Origin of the sequence: Roseomonas sp. 18066, assembly GCF_902706185.1 — a bacterium.
In the GTDB taxonomy this organism is placed as follows: domain Bacteria; phylum Pseudomonadota; class Alphaproteobacteria; order Acetobacterales; family Acetobacteraceae; genus Pseudoroseomonas.
In genome coordinates this window covers 12263-32248 of sequence record NZ_CACSJM010000066.1, presented here as the reverse complement: position 1 = coordinate 32248, position 19986 = coordinate 12263, and the positions used below count along the sequence as shown (strand labels likewise).

Here is a 19986-nt window from a genome sequence, read left to right as displayed (position 1 = left end):
CCCCACCGCCGCGGCGCCTGCGGCCCCGGCGCCGTTGGCGCCGACGGCCACCGCCCTGGCCGCCCCCGCGCCGCCCGCGGCCGGGCGCAGCGTGCGGGTGCGCAGCGGCCAGCACGCCGATCGCGGCCGGGTGGTGCTCGACCTCGGCAGCATCCCGCCGCACAGCCTGCGCGCCACCCCGGCGGGGCAGGAGCTGCGGCTGCAGGGCCGGCTGCAGCTCGACCTGTCCGGCCTGCGCCGGCTGCGCGAGCTGACCGGCGCCGAGATCCGCCAGGAAGGCGAGGAGACGGTGCTGCTGCTGCGGCCGAGCTGCGCCGATTGCGCCGCCGAGCTCGGCAGCACCGGCGGCCTTCTGTATGTCGACCTGCGCCGGGGCCCGGCCCGCCAAGCCCCGGCCGGCGCTGTCCCGCCGCGCGAGGCCAACGCCGCGCCATCCGCCGCGCCGCCTGCCGCGGCGACGCCGCCCCGCGGCCGCCGTGGCCATGCCGAGCCCCCCGCCGCCGAGGACCTGACCGGCCTGCGCGAGAGCATCCTGGGGAAGCTGAACCTGCTGAACGCGGCGCCGATGCCGCGGCCGCCGGGCCAGGGGTCAAGCCAGGGGGCGGGCCAGGGTGGCGGCAACGCTCCGGGCGGCTCCGGCCAGAACAGCGCCACGCCGCCGGCCGCGGCGACGGGCCAGCCGCTGCCCAATCCGCGCTTCGGCCCGGGCGCCGAGGCGGCGCCGAAGCCGCCCTGCCTGAACCCGCCCTTCAGCTTCCGCGACTGGGCCGGGCGGCAGCCCTATCTGGACGAGCTGGTGGCGCGGCGCGGCGCCCTGGCGCTGTCCGACCAGGGCCTGGCCGAGATGGCGGCGCTGGCCGAGTTCCACGCCATCCATGAAATGCCGCGGGAGGCGCTGGACGTGCTGTCCGCCCCGGTCGCCGAAAGCGCGCCGCCGGAGCTGCGCGCCCGGCTGGAACGCGCCCGCGACATCGCCCGCATCCTGGCGCGGCAGCGCATCGACCCGAATTCAGCCCTGCTGGCCGAGGCCGCCGACTGCGCCCGCCCCGACCTGCCGCTGTGGCGCGGCCTGGCGGCGGCGCTGACCGGCGACGCGCCGGCGCTGGCCCGCCAGGCGCCGCAGATCCGTGCCTTGCTGCGCGACATCCCGCCCGACCTGCGGCTGGCCTTCGCCCATGTCCTGTCGGATGCGGTGGAGGAGGATGTCGAGACGCTGCGCGTGCTGGTGGCGGCTGTCCGCACCATGACCGAGCTGCGCCCCGACCAGCAGGTGGTGCGCAACTGGCTGCTGTCGCGCCAGGCCCGGCTGGAGGGCAACCGCGCCGACGAGATGATGTATCTGGACCGCGCCGCGCGCGGCCGCAGCGTCGCCGCGCTCTATGCCCGGGCGCGGCTGGCCGCGCTGAACCTGACGCGGCACGACGCCGAGGGGCAGCGCGCCGAGCAGGAGCTGATCGACTTCGCCCGCACCTACCGGCACGACCCGCTGGGCGAGGAATCCGCCATCCTCTACGCCCAGCGCCTGCTGGAGCGCGGCGATCTGGGCGCTGCGCTGCGCGTCGCCGACGAGGCCAGCCAGGCCTCGGCCCGGCCCAGCATGGAAAGCCGCGCCGCCCGGCTGGCGGCGCAGGCGCTGCGGCTGCTGCTGGTCGATGCACGCGGCCTGACCCTGCCGCCGGCCGGCGAGCGGCTGGCGCTCTACTGGCAATACGAGGGCTATGCGACGCCCGGCGAGCGCGGCGACGACATCCGCCTGGGCGCCGCGCGGCTGATGCTGGACCAGGGCCTGCCGGATGCGGCGCTGGAGGCCAGCCGGCAGCTCGCCGCCGCCACCATCGCCCAGCCCGACGGCGCGCTGCTGCAGGCCCGCGCCGAGGCGCTGGCCGAGCAGGGCGACCCGCTGCGCGCCATGGCGCTGCTGCAGCCTTTGCCGGAATCGGCCGCCGCCCGGCGCATCGCGGCGCTGGCCCTGTCGCGGCTGGGCAAGCCGCTGGAGGGGGCGCAGGCGCTGGCCGGGCTGGACGAGCTTGCCGATCGCCAGGCGCGCGCCGCGCTGCTGTTCCAGGGCCAGGGCTGGGGCGAGGCGGCGACCGCCTATGCCGAGCTGCTGCGTGAGCCCGCGCTCGACCCCGCGACCCGGTCGGAGGCGACGGCGCGGCTGGCCAGCGCCGCCGCCCTCGCCCGCCAGCGCGTCGCCCTGCCCGGCGAGCTGCTGGCGCCGGAGAGCAGCGCCGCCGCCCTGCTGCGGCTGTCGGAGGCAGCACCCCCGGCGCCGCGCGGCGTCGCCGCGGCGCGCCAGGCGATCAACCGCAGCCGCCAGATCGAGCAGGTGCTGCCCGCGCCGCCGGCCACCGCCGCGGCGCCCCCCGGGAGGAATTGAAGCATGGACAGTCCGAGCATCATCAGCCTCTCCGGCCAGATGGCGCTGCGCCAGCAGATGGAGGTGGTGGCCAACAACCTGGCGAACGCCACCAGCACCGGCTATCGCGGCGACCGCACGCTGTTCCAGAGCCATGTGAACCGGCTCGCCGTGCCGGGGCGCGAGATCGCCTTCGTGCAGGACCGCGCCACCTATATCGACAGCCGCCAGGGCGAGATCGGGGCCACCGGCAATCCGCTGGACCTGGCGATCGACGGCGCCGGCTTCTTCGCCGTCGAGCGGCCGGGCAATGCCGGGCGCGGCTACAGCCGCGACGGGCGCTTCAAGCTCGGCGCCGATGGCGCGCTGGTCGACAGCAGCGGCCGCGCCGTCGCCGGCGAGGGCGGCCGCATCCTGCTGCCCGAGCGCTTCACCGCCCTCGAGATCCGCGCCGACGGCAATGTGCTGGCCACCGTCGAGGGCCGGGTCGAGCAGGTCGGCCGCATTGGCCTGTTCACCGCCAGCGACCTGCGCGGCGTGCGCAAGGCCGGCGACGGGCTGATGGACATCCCCGCCAACCAGGTGCAGCCGGTCGACCCGACCCAGCCGGGGGTGCGGACGCGGATGGTGCAGGGCGCGCTGGAGGCGTCGAGCATCCAGCCGGTGCAGGAGCTGGCCAACCTGACCCTGGTGCAGCGCGCCTACGAGAACATGCAGCGGGTCATCGCCGATGACGACCAGCGGACGCGGCGGATGATCGAGATGCTGGGCCGGCCGAACTGACCGCCCCTCCCCCCACCTGAATCGAGGCCAGCGGCGCCCCGGCGCCGGCCAAGGGAAGCGAAAAACGATGCGCGCCATGAACATCGCGGCCACCGGCATGCAGGCCCAGCAGACCAATGTCGAGGTCATCGCCCACAATATCGCCAACGTCTCCACCACCGCCTTCACCCGGCGCAAGGCGGAGTTCCAGGACCTGCTCTACCAGAGCTCCGAGCGCGTCGGCTCCTCCTCCTCCGAGGCCGGGACGCTGCTGCCGGTGGGCACCCAGGTGGGCCTCGGCGTGCGCAGCTCGGCGATCAACCGCATCACCCTGCAGGGCACGCTGCAGGAGACCGGCAATGTCTATGACGTGGCGCTGGAGGGCCGCGGCTATTTCGGCATCAACCTGCCGGACGGCACCGTCGCCTATACCCGCGACGGCACCTTCAAGCTGTCGAACCAGGGCCAGATCGTCACCAGCGACGGCTATCCGGTGCAGCCGGCGATCAATATCCCGATCGAGGTGCGCGACGTCACCATCAACCAGGCCGGCGAGGTGCTGGTCACCCAGGCCAATGGCCAGCAGCAGAATGTCGGCAGGCTGGAGCTCTTCACCTTCCCCAACGAGGCCGGGCTCGAGGCGATCGGCGGCAACAAGTTCCTGGAGACCGAGGCCTCCGGCCAGCCGAACCAGGGCCTGCCGACCGACCCCGGCTACGCCAAGGTCCGCCAGTACTACCTCGAGGCCTCCAACGTGAACGTGGTGCAGGAGATCACCCAGCTGATCGCCGCCCAGCGCGCCTACGAGATGAACTCCAAGGTCATCGAGGCGACCGACCAGATGCTGCAGACCACCAACAACGTGCGGTGAGGCAGCCGATGCTCTCTCCCCTGCCCCCGCTGCTCGCGCTGTCGCTGCTGCTGCTGGCGGCCCTGCCGGCCGCGGCCGCCGAGGTCTGGCACGCGGCGCGGACGCTGAGCCCCGGCGACATCCTGACCAGCCAGGATATCGAGGCGATGGCGCCGCGCCGGCCGATGCCCGGGCTGATCGAGGCCGCCCGCAACCTGGTGGGGCTCGAGGTCAAGCGCCGGGTGCGCGCGACCGCCGTGCTGACCGAGCGCGATGTCGGCGAGCCTTCCGTGGTGCGCTCCACCCAGATGATCCGCGTCTTCTGGAAGCGCGCCGGCGTCACCCTGGAGATGGAGGGGCGCGCCATGGAATCCGGGGCGCTGGGCGAGGAGATCCGCGTCCACAACCCGCGCAGCGGCCGCACCATCCGCGCCCAGGTGGTGGCTCTCGGCACCGCCGAGGTGCGCGGGGGCGCGCCATGACGCGGCGCGCCCGCCCGCTGGCGCCCCTGGGGCTGGCCCTGGCCGGCCTCGGCCTCGCCGGCTGCGACAGCTTCGGCCACCTGCAGAAGCCGCCGCCGATCTCGGCCCCCGGCGCCATCGAGAGCATCCCGCCGATCGCCGAGGGCGACACGCCGATCGAGGTGTCGAACCGCCCGCGGCTGGCCGGCACCGGGCCGACGCTGCAGGGCTCGCTGTGGCGCGCCGGCTCGCGCAGCTTCTTCCGCGACCAGCGCGCCCGCGTCGTCGGCGACCTGCTGACCGTCGAGATCGAGATCGACGACAGCGCCCAGTTCGACAACAAGACCGAGCTGGAGCACAAGGCCGAGCAGACGCTGAACATGCCCTTCCTCTTCGGGCTGCAGGGCATCTTCGGCCGCATCTTCGGCGGGCAGACCGCGCCGGCGGTCAGCCTCGGCGGCGACAGCACCTCCGACGGCACCGGCAAGATCCGCCGCAACGAGAAGATCCGGCTGCAGCTGGCGGCGACCGTGGTCCGCGTGCTGCCCAGCGGCAACCTGGAGATCGCCGGCTCGCAGGAGATCCGCGTCAACAACGAGCTGCGCGAGCTGCAGCTGCGCGGGCTGATCCGGCCGGAGGATATCCGCCCCAACAACCGCATCGCCTCGGAGAAGATCGCCGAGGCGCGCATCGCCTATGGCGGCCGCGGCGTCTCCAGCGACCTGCAGCGGCCGCGCTGGGGCCAGCAGATCATGGAGCGCGTGCTGCCCTACTGAGCCGGGCGGGCGGCCAGGACTGCGTCGCGCAAGGCCGCCGCGACGGCCGGCCCCAACCCGCCGGCGACCAGCAGCGGCGCGCCCTCGCCGGTGGTCTCGGCCAGCAGCGCGGTCTCGGCCGCGTGCTGGCGGGCGGCGATGCGGGCGGCCAGGACATGCAGGCCCGCGGTGGTCGCCGCCTGCAGTCCGGGCCCGGGCTGCCGCAAGGTCAGCGCGCGCAGCTCGGCCCAGGGCAGGTGGCGCTCCGGCAGGGTCAGCCCCGCCGCATCGAGCAGCAAGGGCCGCGGCCCCCGCCCCCGCCGCGCCCGCCGCCAGGCCAGCGCGGCCATCGCCACCACGGAAAACCCTGCCAGCGCCGAGGCCAGCCCGACCGGGTCATGCCGGCCGGGATCGATCAGCACGGCAATGGCCGGCAGGCCGAAGAGCAGGCCAAGCAGGCCTGCCGCCGCCAGGAAGGCCGGTGCCGGCCGCGCCGGATGGACGATGATGCGCAGGCCCCCTGCCACCGGCTGGCGGGTGAAGCGGCCCTGGTCCTGGGTCATTGCCATCTCGAAAGCATAGCGGCCGGTCAGGCCACGGCGCCATGGCTTTGCGCGCCGCGCAAACCAAACAGGCGAACTCGCGAATTCGTGAGCAATCCCGTGAAGAATGAGAGAGGGCTTTGCCAATTGCGACGCGCCGGGGTAAATCCTAACGAGAACTCAATGCTTAACGGAAAGTCCAGTTTTGGCCCGACGCTCGGGTCGTGCGCGTGAAAATCATATGCTAGGCAATTGATTTGCAGCGCAGTGTTGTGCTGCATTGCAGCAATCGAGCTTAAGGGCCCCTTCATGTCGTCCGCTTTGTCCGATCGTGCCCTGGCCGCCATTCGGCAGGGCGAGTTGCGCGAGGTGCGCAGCTCGCGCAATTTCACCCTGGCCAGCTTCACGATGGACGGCCCGATCCTGGTCGAGACCCGTCGCTTCGGCGATGCCCGCGGCGTCTTCTCCGAGACCTACAGCGCGCGCGATTTCGCCGCCTGCGGCCTGGAGATCGACTTCGTGCAGGATAATTTCTCGGTCTCGCAGCCGGCCGGCACGCTGCGCGGCCTGCATTTCCAGTCGCAGCCCGAGCCGCAGGCCAAGCTGGTCCGCGCGCTGGCCGGCCGGGTGCTGGATGTCGCCGTCGACCTGCGCCGCGCCTCGCCCACCTATGGCCAGTATGTCGCCGTCGAGCTCTCGGCCGAGGCCGGCAACCAGCTCTATGTCCCGGTCGGCTTCGCGCATGGCTTCTGCACCCTCGAGCCGGATTGCGCCGTCGCCTACAAGGTCAGCGGCTATTACGCGCCGGCCTGCGACAAGGGCCTGGCCTGGGACGACCCCGATGTCGGCATCGCCTGGACCCTGCCCGAGGGCGGCCCGGTCCTCTCCGACAAGGATTCCCGCCAGCCGAAGCTGCGCGACCTCCCCGACTACTTCTGACGTCAGCATTCTGAGAGGACGCCTCTGATGCGCATCCTGGTCACCGGCGGCGCCGGTTTCATCGGCTCGGCCCTGGTCCGTCGCCTGGTCCTCAGCCAGGTCGCCGAGGCGGTGCTGGTGGTCGACAAGCTCACCTATGCCGGCGAGCGTCGTTCTTTGCGCGACTGCGAGGGCAAGCCGGGCTTCGGCTTCCTGCAGGCCGACATCGCCGACGCCGAGGCGATGGCCAAAGCGATGGCCGAGTTCCGCCCCGATGCGGTGATGCACCTGGCCGCCGAGAGCCATGTCGACCGCTCGATCGCCGGCGCCGCGCCCTTCGTGCAGACCAACCTGGTCGGCACCTTCGTGCTGCTGGAAGCCACCCGGGCCTATTGGCTGGGCCTGGATGCGGCGGCGAAGGAAAAATTCCGCTTCCTGCATATCTCGACAGACGAGGTCTTCGGCTCACTTGGGGCCACCGGCTATTTCACCGAGACCACCCCCTATTCGCCGCGCTCGCCCTATTCGGCGACCAAGGCGGGGTCGGACCATCTGGTCGCCGCCTGGCACGAGACCTATGGCCTGCCGACGCTGATGACCAACTGCTCGAACAATTACGGGCCCTACCATTTCCCCGAGAAGCTGATCCCGCTGACCATCCTGAACGCGCTGGATGGCAAGCCGCTGCCGGTCTACGGCCGCGGCGAGAATGTGCGCGACTGGCTCTTCGTCGACGACCATGTCACCGCGCTGATCGCCGTGCTGCAGCGGGGCAAGCCGGGCCAGACCTACAATGTCGGCGGCAATTCCGAGCGGCGGAACATCGAGGTGGTGGAAGCCATCTGCGACACGCTGGACCGGCTGCGCCCCGACCCGGCCGGCCCGCGCCGCCGGCTGATCAGCTTCGTCACCGACCGCCCCGGCCATGACGCGCGCTATGCCATCGATGCCAGCAAGCTGAAGGCTGAGCTCGGCTGGGAGCCGTCGGAGACCTTCGGCACCGGCCTCGAGAAGACCATCGCCTGGTATCTGGAGAATGACTGGTGGTGGCAGCCGCTGCGCGAGCGCGTCTATAGCGGCGAGCGCCTCGGCCTGCTGCCCGCCGCGAAGGCCGCCGGCTGATGCGCATCCTGATCGCCGGGCGCATCGGCCAGGTCGCCTGCGCCCTGCTGCGCGCGCTCGAGCCAGAGGGGCATGCGATCACCGCGCTCGAGCCGCCGGAGCTCGACCTGACCTCGCGCGAGAGCCTGGCCGCCGCCGTCGCCGCCGCCCGGCCGGAGCTGGTGATCAACGCCGCCGCCTATACCGCCGTCGACAAGGCCGAGGACGACACTGCGCTCGCCTTCGCGGTCAACCGCGACGGCGCGGCCTGGCTGGCCGCCGAGGCTGCCGCCATCGGCGCCCCCTTCGTGCATTACTCGACCGACTATGTCTTCTCCGGCCTGGGCGGCGCGCCCTATCGCGAGACCGACGCGCCGGGGCCGCAGGGCGTCTATGGCCTGTCCAAGCTGCAGGGCGAGCGCGCCGTCATGGCCGCCAATCCGCGCAGCGTCATCCTGCGCACCGCCTGGGTCTGCTCGGCCGACGGCAATAATTTCGTCAAGACCATGCTGCGGCTGGCCGTGACCCGCGACGAGGTGGGCGTCGTCGCCGACCAGCATGGCGCGCCGACCTTCGCCGCCGACCTGGCCGAGGCGGTCCGCGTCATGGCGCCGCATCTGGTGAAGGCCGAGGCCGGCGACCCGCGCTTCGGCCTGTTCCACCTGACCGGCGCGCCGCACACCACCTGGCACGGCTTCGCCGAGGCGATCTTCGCCGGCGCCGCGGCCCGCGGCCACAAGGTGCCCACGCTCAAGGCGATCGGCACCGCCGACTACCCGACCCGGGCGATGCGCCCCGCCGATGGCCGGCTCGACTGCGGCCATCTGCAGGCGGTGCACGGCATTCCCGCCGGCGACTGGCGCGCCCGCCTGGACGAGACCTTGACCACGCTGATTGGCCCCCCGCTGCAGGAAACCATTCGATGAAGGGTATTGTTCTGGCCGGCGGTTCCGGCACCCGGCTGCATCCCGCGACCCTCGCGGTGAACAAGCAGCTGCTGCCGGTCTATGACAAGCCGATGGTCTATTATCCGATCTCGGTGCTGATGCTGGCCGGCATCCGCGAGATCCTGATCATCACCTCGCCCGAATTCATGCCGATGTATGAGAAGCTGCTGGGCGACGGCAGCCAGTACGGCATCACCTTCGTCTATGCCGAGCAGCCGAAGCCCGAGGGCCTGGCCCAGGCCTTCCTGATCGGCCGCGACTTCATCGGCGATGATTCGGTGGCCCTGGTGCTGGGCGACAACATCTTCTACGGCGCCAACCTGTCCGACATCATGCAGGCGGCGCGCGCCCGGCCCGAGGGCGCGACCGTCTTCGCCTATCATGTCGAGGACCCGCATCGCTACGGCGTGGTGGAGTTCGACGCCGAGGGGAAGGCGCTGTCCATCGTCGAGAAGCCGGCCGAGCCGCGCTCCAACTGGGCGGTGACCGGCCTCTATTTCTACGACAACAGCGTCGTCGACATCGCGGCGCAGGTGAAGCCCTCGCCGCGCGGCGAGCTGGAGATCACCGACGTCAACCTGGCCTATCTGGCCGCCGGCAAGCTGCGGGTCGAGCAGCTCGGCCGCGGCTATGCCTGGCTGGATACCGGCACGCATGACTCGCTGCTCGATGCCGGCGAGTTTGTCCGCGCCATCCAGCAGCGCCAGGGCCTGCCGATCGCCTGCCTGGAAGAGATTGCCTTCCTCAACGGCTTCATCGACGTCGAGCAGCTGCGCGTTCGCGGCAAGCTCTTCGCCAAGACCTCCTATGGCCAGCATCTGCTGCGCCTGGCCAATGAGCCGTCGAGCGTTCCCCATCCCAAGAGCCTGCCTGGAGCTGCCTCGTGAAGATTGCCATGATCGGGGCCGGCTATGTCGGCCTCGTCTCCGGAGCCTGCTTCGCCGAGTTCGGCACCGATGTCTGCGTCGTCGACACCGAGATCAGCAAGATCGAGGCGCTGCGCGAGGGCCGCATCCCCATCTATGAGCCCGGCCTCGACAAGCTGGTGGCCGAGAACGTGGCCGAGGGCCGGCTGACCTTCACCACCGACCTGAAGGAAGCCGTCCGCGGCGCCGAGGCGGTTTTTCTGGCCGTCGGCACCCCGACCCGGCGCGGCGATGGGCATGCCGATCTTTCCTACGTCTTCGCCGCCGCCGAGCAGGTCGCTCTCGCTGCCGAGGGGCCGATCGTCCTCGTCACCAAGTCGACCGTGCCCGTCGGCACTGGCCGCAAGGTCAAGGAAATCGTCCGCAAGGCGCGGCCGGACCTGGCGATCGAGGTCGCCTCGAACCCGGAATTCCTGCGCGAAGGCAATGCGATCGGCGATTTCATGCGCCCTGATCGCGTCGTCGTCGGCGTCGATTCCGAGCGCGCGCTGACCGTGCTGAAGAAGCTCTACCGCCCGCTCTACCTGATCGAGACGCCGGTGCTGGCCACCGCGCTCGAGACCGCCGAGCTGATCAAGTATGCGGCGAACGCCTTCCTGGCGGTGAAGATCACCTTCATCAACCAGATGGCCGATCTCTGCGAGAAGGCCGGCGCCAACGTCCACGATGTCGCCCGCGGCATGGGCCTCGACGGGCGAATTGGAAGAAAATTCCTGCATGCCGGCCCCGGCTATGGCGGCTCCTGCTTCCCGAAGGACACGCTGGCCCTGGCCCGCACCGCGCAGGAGCTGGGCGCGCCGGCGACCATCGTCGAGCAGACCATCGCCGCCAACGAGGCCCGCAAGGCACAGATGGCCGAGCGCGTCATCGCCGCCTGCGGTGGCTCGGTCGCCGGCAAGACCATCGCCGTGCTCGGCGTGACCTTCAAGCCGGAGACCGACGACATGCGCGACGCGCCGTCGCTGGTCATCCTGCCGGCGCTGATCGCCGCTGGCGCCACGGTGCGCGCCTATGACCCGCAGCCCGCCCATGGCAAGCAGTCGCTGCCGGCCGGCGTGCATTGGGCCGAGAACGCGCTGGACGCCGCCCGCGGTGCCGAGGCCCTGGTGCTGATCACCGAGTGGAACGAGTTCCGCGCCCTGTCGCCGGAGAAGCTCAAGGCCGCCATGACGGGCAAGGTCGTCTGTGACCTGCGCAATGTCTGGGACCCCGAGGCGATGCGCGAGACCGGCTTCGACTATTCCTCGATCGGCCGCCCCTGAGGCGTGCCCAGCTTGCCCGGGCGGCCCGATAAGGGCCGGCCGGGCCGCGGCGGCTGTCCTGCCCGGTGGCCGCCGCGACGGACGTGAATGGCGGGCCAGAACGGCAGGGACGCGGCATGGCCTTCAAGGCGGCCATCGACAGCATGGCTTTCGGCAGCGGCTTCCTGATGATCTCGGGCTGGCTGGCGCTGCCGCGCGACCGCGACTGGCCGGCGCGCATCCTGCTGCAGGCTGGCGCCGACAGCTTTCCGATCGGCCACTGGTTTCCCCGCCGCGACCTGCCGGACAAGGAGGAGGGCCCGCGCTTCCTGGCCTTCCGCGAGGATTTCCCCTGGGCCGGCGCCACGCCGCCCGCCGCGCCGCTCAGCCTGGTCGTCGAGGGCGAGGTCGCGATCACCGCCGATCGCTGGGCCCCCTTCGCGCCGCAGGGCGCGCTGGAGGCGGTGGGCCAGGCCAGCATCTCCGGCTGGCTGATCGACCCGGCGCTGTGGCACGGCACCGGCGAGGCCGCGGTCATCCTGCCCGACGGCACCCGCCTGGCCGTGACGCCGACCATCACCCGCCCCGACCTGACCGGCGGCCAGCCGCGTCCCGACCGGCCGCATGGCTTCGCCATCACCGCCGTCGCCCTGGCGCGCGCGGTCGCCGAGGCGCAGCCCTTCAAGCCCGGCGCCGCGATGCGCCTGGTGCTGGAGAGCTCCGGCAGGAAGGTCGCCGAGAAGGAGGCGAGCTTCGCCCCGGTCTCGCTCGGCCGGCTCGAGACCTTCCACGAGGGCGCGGTGCGCGGCTGGGCCGCCTTCCGCGAGCCGCGCTGGGCGGTGCCGGCGGTCGAGATCCTGCTGGACGGGGTGATCTACGACACCATCCCGGCGGCGCGGCACCGCAAGGACCTGCAGGACCGCGGCACCACCAACGGCCAGGGCGGCTTCGTCTTCCCGATCGCCAGCCAGCCGCGCGATGGCGGCCCGCTGACCGTCACCGCCCGCATCGCCGGCGAGCGTTCCCCCCTGCCCGGCGAGCCGCTGGAGCTGCCGCCGCTGCCCGCCACGCGCGGGCGCGCCGAAGGGCCCTGGCAAAGCCTCGCCACCCGCCGGCCGCAGGTCGCCATCGTCATCCCCATCTACAACGCGCCGGACGACCTGGCCGCCTGCCTCAGAACCCTGGTCGCCGAGACCGGCGGCGATGCCGAGCTGCTTCTGATTGACGATGCCAGCCCCGACCCCCGCGTCGCCGAGGTGCTGGCGCCCTATGAGGGCCGCCGCAACATCCGCGTGCTGCGGAATGAAAAGAACCTCGGCTTCACCGGCACCTGCAACCGCGGCATCGAGGCCGCGGGCCGTCGCGACGTGGTGCTGCTGAATTCCGACACGCTGCTGCCGCCGCGCTGGCTGGAAGGGCTGACGGCCGCCGCCTATGCCAGCCCACGCACCGCCAGCGCCTCGCCGCTGTCGGACAATGCGGGCGCTTTCTCGGCGCCCAGGCTCGGGGGCGCGAATGTCCTGCCGCGCGGGCTGTCGACCGTGGATATCGGGCGGCTGGTGACCCAGGCGGCGCGCGCCGCCTATCCGGAAGTGCCGACCGGCCACGGTTTTTGTCTGTTTCTGCGGCGCGACGCTCTGGACGCGGTCGGCGTGCTCGATGTCGAGGCCTTCCCGCGCGGCTATGGCGAGGAGAACGACCTCTGCATGCGGGCGCTGCGCGCCGGCTGGCAGCATGTGGTCGACGACCGCACCTACGTCCTGCACCGGCAATCGGCCAGCTTCGGCGCGGCGCGGACCAATCTGCTGCGCGAGGGCCGCGCCCGGCTCGACGCCCGCTTCCCCGAATACAAGCCGCTGATCGGCGTCTTCCAGAAGGATCCGCGGCAGCTGGCGATGCGCTGGCGGGTGCGGCTGGCCTTCCAGGGCGCCACGGCGCCGCGGCCGCGGGTGCTGTTCGTCATCTCGACGGAATCCGGCGGCACGCCGCAGACCAACATGGACCTGATGCTGGGGCTGGAGGATCGCTACGAGCCCTGGCTGCTGGTCTGCAACGGCCAGCAGCTGACCCTGCAGCGCCTGATCGACGGCATCCTGCAGCCGGTCGAGCAGCGCGCGCTGGACGCGCCGATCCAGATGGCCGTCCACCGCAGCGCGCAATACGACGCCATCATCGCCGGATGGCTGCTGCTGCACGCGATCGAGCTGCTGCATATCCGCCACCTGGCCTGGCATGGCCTCGGCCTGCCGGAGGTGGCGCGCGCGCTCGGCATCCCCGTGGTGCTGTCGCTGCACGACTTCTACATCGTCTGCCCGACCATCAAGCTGCTGGATGGCGAGATGCGCCATTGCGGCGGCGTCTGCACCCAGGGCGAGGCCGAATGCCGCGCCGAGCTCTGGCCGGCCGACCAGGTCCCGCCGCTGCGCAACAACTTCGTCCATCGCTGGCGGGAGATGATCCGGCCGGCGCTGGCGGCCTGCGACGCCTTCGTCACCACCTCGGCCCATGCGCGGGAGGTGATCACGGCCTCCTATCCGGCGCTGGCCGAGCGCGACTTCCGGGTCCTGGCGCATGGCCGCAGCTTCGAAAGCTTCCTGGCCCCCGCCCCCCGCGCGGCGGCGCCGGCCGATGGCGTGGCGCGGATCCTGGTGCCGGGGAATATCTCGGCCGCCAAGGGCGCCAGGCTGATCGAGGCGATGGTGGCGCTGGACCAGGGCCGCCGCCTCGAGTTCCATATCCTGGGCGATGCCGGCGCGCTGCGCGAGGCGCCCGGCCTGATGCTGCACGGCCGCTACGCCCGCGACGAATTTTTGGACCGTGTCGAGACGCTCGACGTGCAGTTCGGCGCCGTGCTGTCGATCTGGCCCGAGACCTATTGCCACACGCTGACAGAGCTCTGGGCGGCGGGGCTGCCGGTCTTCGCGCTGGACCTGGGCGCGGTCGGCGAGCGCATCCGCGCCCAGGGCGGCGGCTGGCTGTTCGAGACGCGCGAGCCTTCCGCTTTGCTGGAAGCGGTGCTGACGGCGGCGGCTGACCTGGCCGGCGTCGACCGGCGGCTGGAAGAATTGCGGTCCTGGCAGGCCAGCGAGGCCGCCGGCGCCCGCAACATCCGCGCCATGGCGCGCGACTACGACCTGCTCTATCGCGAGGTGGCGCATCGCCGCTTGGCCTTCGCCGAGCCCTATCGGCCGCCGCAGACCTGGCTGCTGTGGGACCTGCGCGGCCGCCGCGGGCCGCTGCCGCCGGCGCTGCGCAACATCGCGGCGTCCCCGGTGCTGTTCCACGCGGTGGCCTCGCTGGACAGCGAGCTCGCCCTGGCCGAAGGCACCGCCGGGCTGGTGCTGCTGGCCGACCGGCTGGACAGCGGGCTGGCGCAGCAGGTGCTGGCCCATGCCGCGGCCCAGGGTCTCGCCTGCCTGTTCTGCAGCGCGACACCGCCGCCCCCCGGGCGGGTCGAGGCCTGGCCGCGCACAACCCGCGCGGCGCTGGCGCTGTCGCAGCCGGGCGAGGCCGCATGGCCGCTGCCGGTGCTCGACCTCGGCGCCATGCCGATCGCCTTCCAACAGGAACTGGCGCGGTTCGGTGCGGGGGAAGCGCCGGAGACGACGCCGCGAGCCGAGGCGGCCGCACGGCGGATGCGGGTCTGGGTGAGCGGCTAGAGCATGCTGTCTTCGGATAGACGAAGACAGCATGCTCTGGGGTTTTGTTCGATCGCGTGATTCAGGCTTTTCGGTGATTCCACCTCAAGCCGTCACGCTCTAGCTCAGCCTTCCGCGCCTGCCAGGCTGGGCCGCGGCGCGTGGGCGGCGTCCAGCAGGCGACCCAGCTTCTGCTTCATGCTGTCGCCGACCTCGCCATCCTTGGTGCGCGAGACAGCGTCGAACAACGTATCCAAGTCGATCTGGCCTTCCCCATCGCGGATTTTTTCCACCGATAGCAGCGACAGATAGACCGCATGGTGCGCCTGCACCATCTCAAGAAAATGCGTCGAGAAGCGCTCGGCGCGCTGCATCGCCTTCTTGTAGAAGTCGAGGTTCTTTCGGAACAAGCCGCGCGCCTTGCCGGGATCGCCCATGCGCTCCAGAAAATAGCCCAGGAGCAGGCAGGTGCGGCAGCTGTTGAAAGCCATGACCGCCCAGGGTTCCTCGACCGACGTCATGTACTTGTATCCCGACTGCAAGCGCCGCAGCAGCGCGGTCCCGTCTTCCATGAAGAGATGAAGATGCCACAGCGCCAGATTGACCGACATGGTCAGATGGTGACGGTCGCTGCGGACATTGCCATCGACGGGCAGCTTCGGAAGCTCGGCTTCAATCGTCTCCGCGTAGCGAAGGGCACGCTCCGCCATCGGCCGCGATGCGAAATCGATAGCGCGGTAGCAGAAAATGACCAGGCAGACAGCGCGATGCGCGGGATCGAGGGTGTAATGGCGGAGGATCTGCTCCGCCGCAAAGGCGAGCGTTTCCTTGTCTTTCACCCGATGCCGGTTGCGGTAGAAATGGCTGGCAAATTCCTCGGCCGTTTCCGCGTAGAGGTTTTTCAGGAAGAAGCTTCCAGGCTCAGATGGAATTTTCCGATACTTCTCGCCACTCGGGACCAGGACCGACAGTTTTGTAAATGCTTGAGGAACCTGCTCGATGGGCAAAGCGAGGTGCAGGCTGCCGTCGCCTGCATCACCGTTCACACCGGTCGTGATTCTCAGGGTGGCCGGTGGTTCGGCAAGATCGACATGCAGGTCGAAGCGCGTTTGCCCCGCTTCGAAACGCAGGATAAGGCGCTGCAGATCCTGGATCGGCCCAGTAACGTCAACAAGAAAATCGTCACCCCTGACGCAACCACTTTTTACAATAAAAACCATGCTTCTCTCCAGCATACGGTTGGCCGGGCGCCAGAGAAGCCAGGATAGTGCCCGACGCCAGGAGGCGGCAAGGAGGGGATAGACTTGAGTTCTCCAGGAAATCCGTAGCGGAAGCATTTTCAAGCGGACCTCGCTCGCGCGTGATTGCTAGCCCCCGCTGTTTTTTCGATCTCGTCGCAGCGTCCAACCGATAATTGTCGACCTCAAAAGGGTCAATATTGATGTGACAATACTATAAATAATTTTTAGAAAACATTGATAGATGGTCAATCTACTTGTTCCGCGCAAAATCAAGAATTTCGCGAGAATTTTCTTTTCTTCAAATGATGTTATTTTCCATGCCCAATTTGCCCATATGCGAACTTTCCCCTAACCTGCCGGAGAGCATCTACGGTGGATTTGGCACGATGAGCGAAGTATCCCTCCGCGCGGTCCATGGCCTCGCCAAGCCCGCCCTGGATTTTCATCGGATTTCACCGGAATTTCTCGAGAACCCTGTCTCGGTTTCCGAGAAGAACTACAGCAACCGCGCCGACATCATCCCCGACGTCCATCTGGAATCCCGCGCTGGTGACCATCCGGCGCAGTTCCGCGTCGAGACCTGGCAGCCCGAGGGCCAGGCCTGGCCTGTCGGCGCCTTGCGCTGCACGGTCAGCGAGCCCGGCAACTACGTCCGCTTCTGCCTGTCCTTCTCGCTGGATGGCTGCGCGCCTGGCGACCTGCTGCATCTGCGCTGGCTTGGCCGGCCGCGTGCCGGCGGCGCCCTGCCGGTCAGCGCCCGGCTGATGGTCTGCGACGGCAGCAAGAACGGCAAGAAGCCCGCCATGGCCGAGCCGCTGCGCTTCGACGGCGACATCGCCTGGCAGCAGCGCGACCTGCTGCTGCAGCTGGCCGCCGCCGAGCCGGGCGAGCTTTTCCACCTGGTCTTCGACATGCCGGCCGAGAGCAGCCTCGAGGTCGCCGACCTGCGCCTGTCGCGCCTGGGCCGCCGGCCGCTGACCCTGGGCAAGGCGTCGACCCGGCTCAAGCTGCTGAAGGACCTGACCTCCGCCCTGCCCGAAGCCGGCCCGGCCGAGGCGGGCGAGGAGCGCGGCGTGCTGCTGCGCGACGGGCTGGCGGTGCAGGGCCTGGCCTGGGACGCGGGCGACCCGCAGGCCTCGGTCTCGCTGGAGCTGGTGGTGGATGGCGCGGTGAACGCCATCCTGCTGGCCGAGCCGATGACCAGCGACCTGGCGCTGGAGGACAGCCCGCCGGGCAGCTTCAGCATGACGCTGCCGCACAACCTGTCCGACGGCGCTGAGCACAGCGTCGCGGTCCGCTTCGCCGCCAGCGGCACGCTGCTTGGCGGGCCGCTGGCGGTGCGCCTCGACACTGCGCAGGAGGGCATGCTGCAGCTCGGCGCCGATGGCCAGCTGGTCGGCTGGGCGGTGGACCGCAACCAGCCCGGGCCAGTCGCCGTCGAGATCCTGGCCGATGGCGCCGTGATCGCCGAGCTGCTGGCCGAGGCGCTGCATCCGGTGCTGACAGGCCCGGCCTATAATGATGGCCGCTGCGCCTTCCAGCTGCCGCTGCCGCCGGCGCTGCAGGATGGGCATCTGCATTTCGTCTCGGCCCGCATCAAGGGTGGCTACCAGCTGGCCGGCGGCGAGCTGCCGGTGCGCCAGGTGCAGGGCCGCTACTTCCTGCAGGTCGATCCCGGCCGCTCGGACCGCATCACCGGCTGGGCGCTGGACCGCGACGCCCCGGGCCGCCCGGTGACGCTGGAGCTCTGGCTGGACGGTCGCAGCTTCGGCCAGCTCCGCGCCGACCGGCCGCGCGCCGAGCTCGACGGCCAGCGGCACGGCTTTCTGTTCGTCCTGCCCCAGGCGGCGCAGGTCGAGCTGCGCACCGCTGGCGGCGAGGTGCTGGCCGGCTTCGCCGTCACCGCCGACCATGCCGGCGCCCGGCGCTGGCGGCTGCAGAGCCAGGCGGCCCGCCCGGCCGCGGCCGAGCCGGCGGCGGCCTCGACGCTGGACGCCTTCGTCGCCGCCGGCGGCAAGCGGCTGTTCGACGAGGCCTGGTACCTGCTGGCCTATCCGCAGGCCGCGGCCGAGCTCGCGGCCGGCCTCGCCGTCTCGGCCTTCGACCATTGGGTCAGCCAGGGCGCGGCGCTGGGCTGGAGCCCGAATGCCTGGTTCAACGAGGCCTGGTACCGCCGCGAATATGCGGTGGAGGGCAAGGGCCGCCCGGCCTTCGACCATTGGCTGACCGAGGGCTCCGGCGCCTGGCGCTGGCCCAATCCGGGCTTCGACCCGCGCGGCTGGGCCAGCGCGCAGGGGATCGAGGCGGAGAACGCCCTGGCCGCGGTCGAAGCCTGGCTGGACAGCCTGGCCCGGGCGCCGGAACCCGTCCCCCCGGCCCCGCCGCCGAGCCAGGCCCGCACCTATGCGGCGCTGGCCCAGGCGCGCGGCCGCAAGGGCCTGCTCTACGACAGCTACATCCAGCGCCTGCTGGAGGATATCGGCCTGGCCGATGCCGAGCGCGCCCGCAAGCTGTCCGCCGCCCTGACCAAGCACGAGACCGAGCTGACGCAGTGGCTGCTCGACCGCCCGGTCGCCGAGGAGCCGCTGGTCAGCATCATCATGCCGACCTTCAACCGCGGCTTCCTGATCGCCGAGGCGATCCAGTCGGTGCTCGACCAGTCGTGGAAGAACTGGGAGCTGCTGATCTGCGACGACGGCAGCACCGACAAGACCGCCTTCGTGGTCAAGGGCTTCGACGACCCGCGCATCCGCTTCCTGACGCTGGAGAAGTCGAACGGCGCCATCGCCCGCAACTTCGGCATGAAGTTCTCGCGTGGCCGCTACATCACCTTCCTCGATTCCGACAATCTCTGGCACCCGCTGTTCATCCAGGCCTCGGTCGCCGGGCTGCAGCATTCGGGCCAGGCGGTGGTCTATAGCGGCTATATCGATACCGAGATGAAGGGCGCCCGCCTCGGCGCCGCCGAGCTGAAATTCACCGGCTTCGACTACCAGGCGCTGCTGCGCCGCAACTACATCGACCTCAACACCATCTGCATGGAGCGCGCGGTCTTCGACCTGCTTGGCGGCTTCAACGAAAGCCTGGGCCGGGTGCAGGACTGGGACCTGATGCTGAAGTATGGCCGGCTGGTCACGCCGCTCGGCATGCCGGTCACCACCGCCTTCTACCGCCGCAATGTCGCCTGGGGCCAGGTCACCGACCTGCAGGCGCATACCGACTTCAACGCCATCGTCGGCCAGGATGCGCTGGACCGGCTGGCCTCGCCGCTGTCGCTGCTGCCCGAGGGCCGCGCCGGGCTGAGCCTGACCCTGCTCGGCGGCGACACGCTGGAAGGCGCCCAGGCCATCGTCAGCCTGGCCGGGCTGCTGGAGGACAGCGCCAGCATCCGCCTGCTGTTGCCCGACCTGCCGGCGCTGCGCAGTTTCGTCGCCCGCAGCGGCCTGGCCCAGGCCACGCATCTGCTGTGGCTGGCGCCCGGCGACGATCCCCGCCCCCTGCTCTCCGGCGAGGCCGTGGTGCTGCCCGAGGGCGCCAGCGACAGCTTCGTCGCCGGCCTCGGCGACATCCCGCTGCTGCGGCTGGTGCAGGAGGGCGAGGTCGCCCTGCTGCGCCCGGCCGGCACCAGCACCGGCATCGCCATCGGCGCGCTGCAGATCGCCGATGTCGACAGCCTGCCGGCCGAGACCGGCATCGCGGCGCTGGACACGGCCCCCGCCGGCGCCCGCATCGCCGTGCTGGCGGCCGAGGAGGCGCGATACGACTGGGCCATGGCGCTGGCCGCCCGCAGCCGCGGCGGCGACACCGGGCTGCTGGTCAGCCTGGCATCCGATGGCCGCTACAGCGCCAGCCTGGCCAGCGGTGGCCACAGCCAGCCGCTGGAAATCGGCGAGGCCGCGCTGCTGGCGGCGCTGCGCGGCTGCCGGGCTTTGGCGCTGGCGGCGCCCAGCGCGCGCAACCGCATGCTCTGCCTCAGCCTCGGCATCACCGCCCTGGCGGCGGAGGTGCCGGTGGTGGCAGTGCCCGACCCGACCTACCAGGGCTGGCTCGACAGCCGCAGCGTCTTCGCTGCCCAGCATGACGACGCGCCGCGCTTCCTGGCCCGGGTGTCGCAGGTGATCGCCGACCCGAACGGCGCCGCCCGCGTCACCCGCCGCGGCCGCCGGCAATTCGAGCATCTGCACCGCCGCAAGGCGATGGAAGACCGGCTGAAGCTCGCCTTCGCCGTGACCCTCGGTCGCTAAG

Annotated in this window: 13 protein-coding genes and 1 pseudogene; 12 read left to right on the top strand and 2 right to left on the bottom strand. The window is 70.9% G+C overall.

All coding sequences use genetic code 11. From position 1 onward, the window contains the following. The 5 genes and pseudogenes from GVN67_RS14930 to GVN67_RS14910 form a co-directional block, all read left to right on the top strand. Positions 1 to 2380: pseudogene (locus tag GVN67_RS14930) on the top strand (hypothetical protein); the annotation flags it as partial. A 3-nt stretch (positions 2381 to 2383) separates the two neighbouring features. Next, positions 2384 to 3142 carry a flagellar hook-basal body protein gene (locus GVN67_RS14925; protein ID WP_159997308.1) on the top strand — a complete coding sequence of 253 codons (759 nt, stop codon included), beginning with the start codon at positions 2384 to 2386 and terminating at the stop codon, positions 3140 to 3142. Between the two features lie 67 nt (positions 3143 to 3209). Then, positions 3210 to 3992 carry a flagellar basal-body rod protein FlgG gene (gene flgG, locus GVN67_RS14920; protein WP_159997306.1) on the top strand — a complete coding sequence of 261 codons (783 nt, stop codon included), beginning with the start codon at positions 3210 to 3212 and terminating at the stop codon, positions 3990 to 3992. A gap of 8 nt (positions 3993 to 4000) precedes the next feature. Beyond that, on the top strand, positions 4001 to 4453 hold the full coding sequence (flgA, locus tag GVN67_RS14915) for a flagellar basal body P-ring formation chaperone FlgA (protein WP_159997304.1): 453 nt from the start codon (positions 4001 to 4003) through the stop codon (positions 4451 to 4453). Then, complete coding sequence (locus tag GVN67_RS14910; protein ID WP_159997302.1) at positions 4450 to 5208, top strand: flagellar basal body L-ring protein FlgH; 759 nt, start codon at positions 4450 to 4452, stop codon at positions 5206 to 5208. The genes flgA and GVN67_RS14910 overlap by 4 nt, the downstream gene beginning before the upstream one ends. On the opposite strand, the gene GVN67_RS14905 is transcribed toward GVN67_RS14910, so the two are convergent. After that, on the bottom strand, positions 5202 to 5756 hold the full coding sequence (locus tag GVN67_RS14905; RefSeq protein ID WP_159997300.1) for a hypothetical protein: 555 nt from the start codon (positions 5754 to 5756) through the stop codon (positions 5202 to 5204). The genes GVN67_RS14910 and GVN67_RS14905 overlap by 7 nt on opposite strands. Positions 5757 to 6038: 282 nt before the next feature. On the opposite strand from GVN67_RS14905, the gene rfbC reads away from it, so the two are divergent. The 6 genes from rfbC (at position 6039) to GVN67_RS14875 (ending at position 14521) form a co-directional block, all read left to right on the top strand. Beyond that, positions 6039 to 6668, top strand: a complete 630-nt coding sequence (gene rfbC / locus GVN67_RS14900; RefSeq protein WP_200845266.1) for a dTDP-4-dehydrorhamnose 3,5-epimerase — start codon at positions 6039 to 6041, stop codon at positions 6666 to 6668. 27 nt (positions 6669 to 6695) lie between these two features. Next, on the top strand, positions 6696 to 7769 hold the full coding sequence (gene rfbB / locus GVN67_RS14895; RefSeq protein ID WP_159997298.1) for a dTDP-glucose 4,6-dehydratase: 1074 nt from the start codon (positions 6696 to 6698) through the stop codon (positions 7767 to 7769). Further along, on the top strand, positions 7769 to 8674 hold the full coding sequence (rfbD, locus tag GVN67_RS14890; protein ID WP_159997296.1) for a dTDP-4-dehydrorhamnose reductase: 906 nt from the start codon (positions 7769 to 7771) through the stop codon (positions 8672 to 8674). Before rfbB ends, rfbD begins: the two co-directional genes overlap by 1 nt. Next, entirely contained in the window at positions 8671 to 9582 is a 912-nt protein-coding gene (gene rfbA / locus GVN67_RS14885; RefSeq protein WP_159997294.1) for a glucose-1-phosphate thymidylyltransferase RfbA, read from the top strand. The genes rfbD and rfbA overlap by 4 nt, the downstream gene beginning before the upstream one ends. Beyond that, positions 9579 to 10883, top strand: a complete 1305-nt coding sequence (locus tag GVN67_RS14880) for a UDP-glucose/GDP-mannose dehydrogenase family protein (RefSeq protein ID WP_159997292.1) — start codon at positions 9579 to 9581, stop codon at positions 10881 to 10883. Before rfbA ends, GVN67_RS14880 begins: the two co-directional genes overlap by 4 nt. A gap of 116 nt (positions 10884 to 10999) precedes the next feature. Further along, positions 11000 to 14521, top strand: coding sequence for a glycosyltransferase (locus GVN67_RS14875; protein ID WP_159997290.1), 3522 nt, complete (start codon positions 11000 to 11002; stop codon positions 14519 to 14521). A 104-nt stretch (positions 14522 to 14625) separates the two neighbouring features. On the opposite strand, the gene GVN67_RS14870 is transcribed toward GVN67_RS14875, so the two are convergent. Further along, entirely contained in the window at positions 14626 to 15720 is a 1095-nt protein-coding gene (locus tag GVN67_RS14870) for a hypothetical protein (RefSeq protein ID WP_159997288.1), read from the bottom strand. A gap of 407 nt (positions 15721 to 16127) precedes the next feature. Between GVN67_RS14870 and GVN67_RS14865 the strand changes: the two genes are divergently transcribed. Beyond that, positions 16128 to 19985 (top strand): glycosyltransferase family 2 protein, encoded by a 3858-nt coding sequence (locus tag GVN67_RS14865; protein ID WP_159997286.1) that lies wholly within the window; start codon positions 16128 to 16130, stop codon positions 19983 to 19985. Position 19986 lies beyond the last annotated feature (1 nt).

Coding starts and splice junctions, on each gene's coding strand:
- GVN67_RS14865 (WP_159997286.1), top strand. CDS start 16,128: ATGAGCGAAGTATCCCTCCGCGCGGTCCATGGCCTCGCCAAGCCCGCC.
- GVN67_RS14925 (WP_159997308.1), top strand. CDS start 2,384: ATGGACAGTCCGAGCATCATCAGCCTCTCCGGCCAGATGGCGCTGCGC.
- GVN67_RS14870 (WP_159997288.1), bottom strand. CDS start 15,720: ATGGTTTTTATTGTAAAAAGTGGTTGCGTCAGGGGTGACGATTTTCTT.
- flgG (WP_159997306.1), top strand. CDS start 3,210: ATGCGCGCCATGAACATCGCGGCCACCGGCATGCAGGCCCAGCAGACC.
- rfbA (WP_159997294.1), top strand. CDS start 8,671: ATGAAGGGTATTGTTCTGGCCGGCGGTTCCGGCACCCGGCTGCATCCC.
- rfbC (WP_200845266.1), top strand. CDS start 6,039: ATGTCGTCCGCTTTGTCCGATCGTGCCCTGGCCGCCATTCGGCAGGGC.
- GVN67_RS14905 (WP_159997300.1), bottom strand. CDS start 5,756: ATGGCAATGACCCAGGACCAGGGCCGCTTCACCCGCCAGCCGGTGGCA.
- flgA (WP_159997304.1), top strand. CDS start 4,001: ATGCTCTCTCCCCTGCCCCCGCTGCTCGCGCTGTCGCTGCTGCTGCTG.
- rfbD (WP_159997296.1), top strand. CDS start 7,769: ATGCGCATCCTGATCGCCGGGCGCATCGGCCAGGTCGCCTGCGCCCTG.
- rfbB (WP_159997298.1), top strand. CDS start 6,696: ATGCGCATCCTGGTCACCGGCGGCGCCGGTTTCATCGGCTCGGCCCTG.
- GVN67_RS14875 (WP_159997290.1), top strand. CDS start 11,000: ATGGCCTTCAAGGCGGCCATCGACAGCATGGCTTTCGGCAGCGGCTTC.
- GVN67_RS14910 (WP_159997302.1), top strand. CDS start 4,450: ATGACGCGGCGCGCCCGCCCGCTGGCGCCCCTGGGGCTGGCCCTGGCC.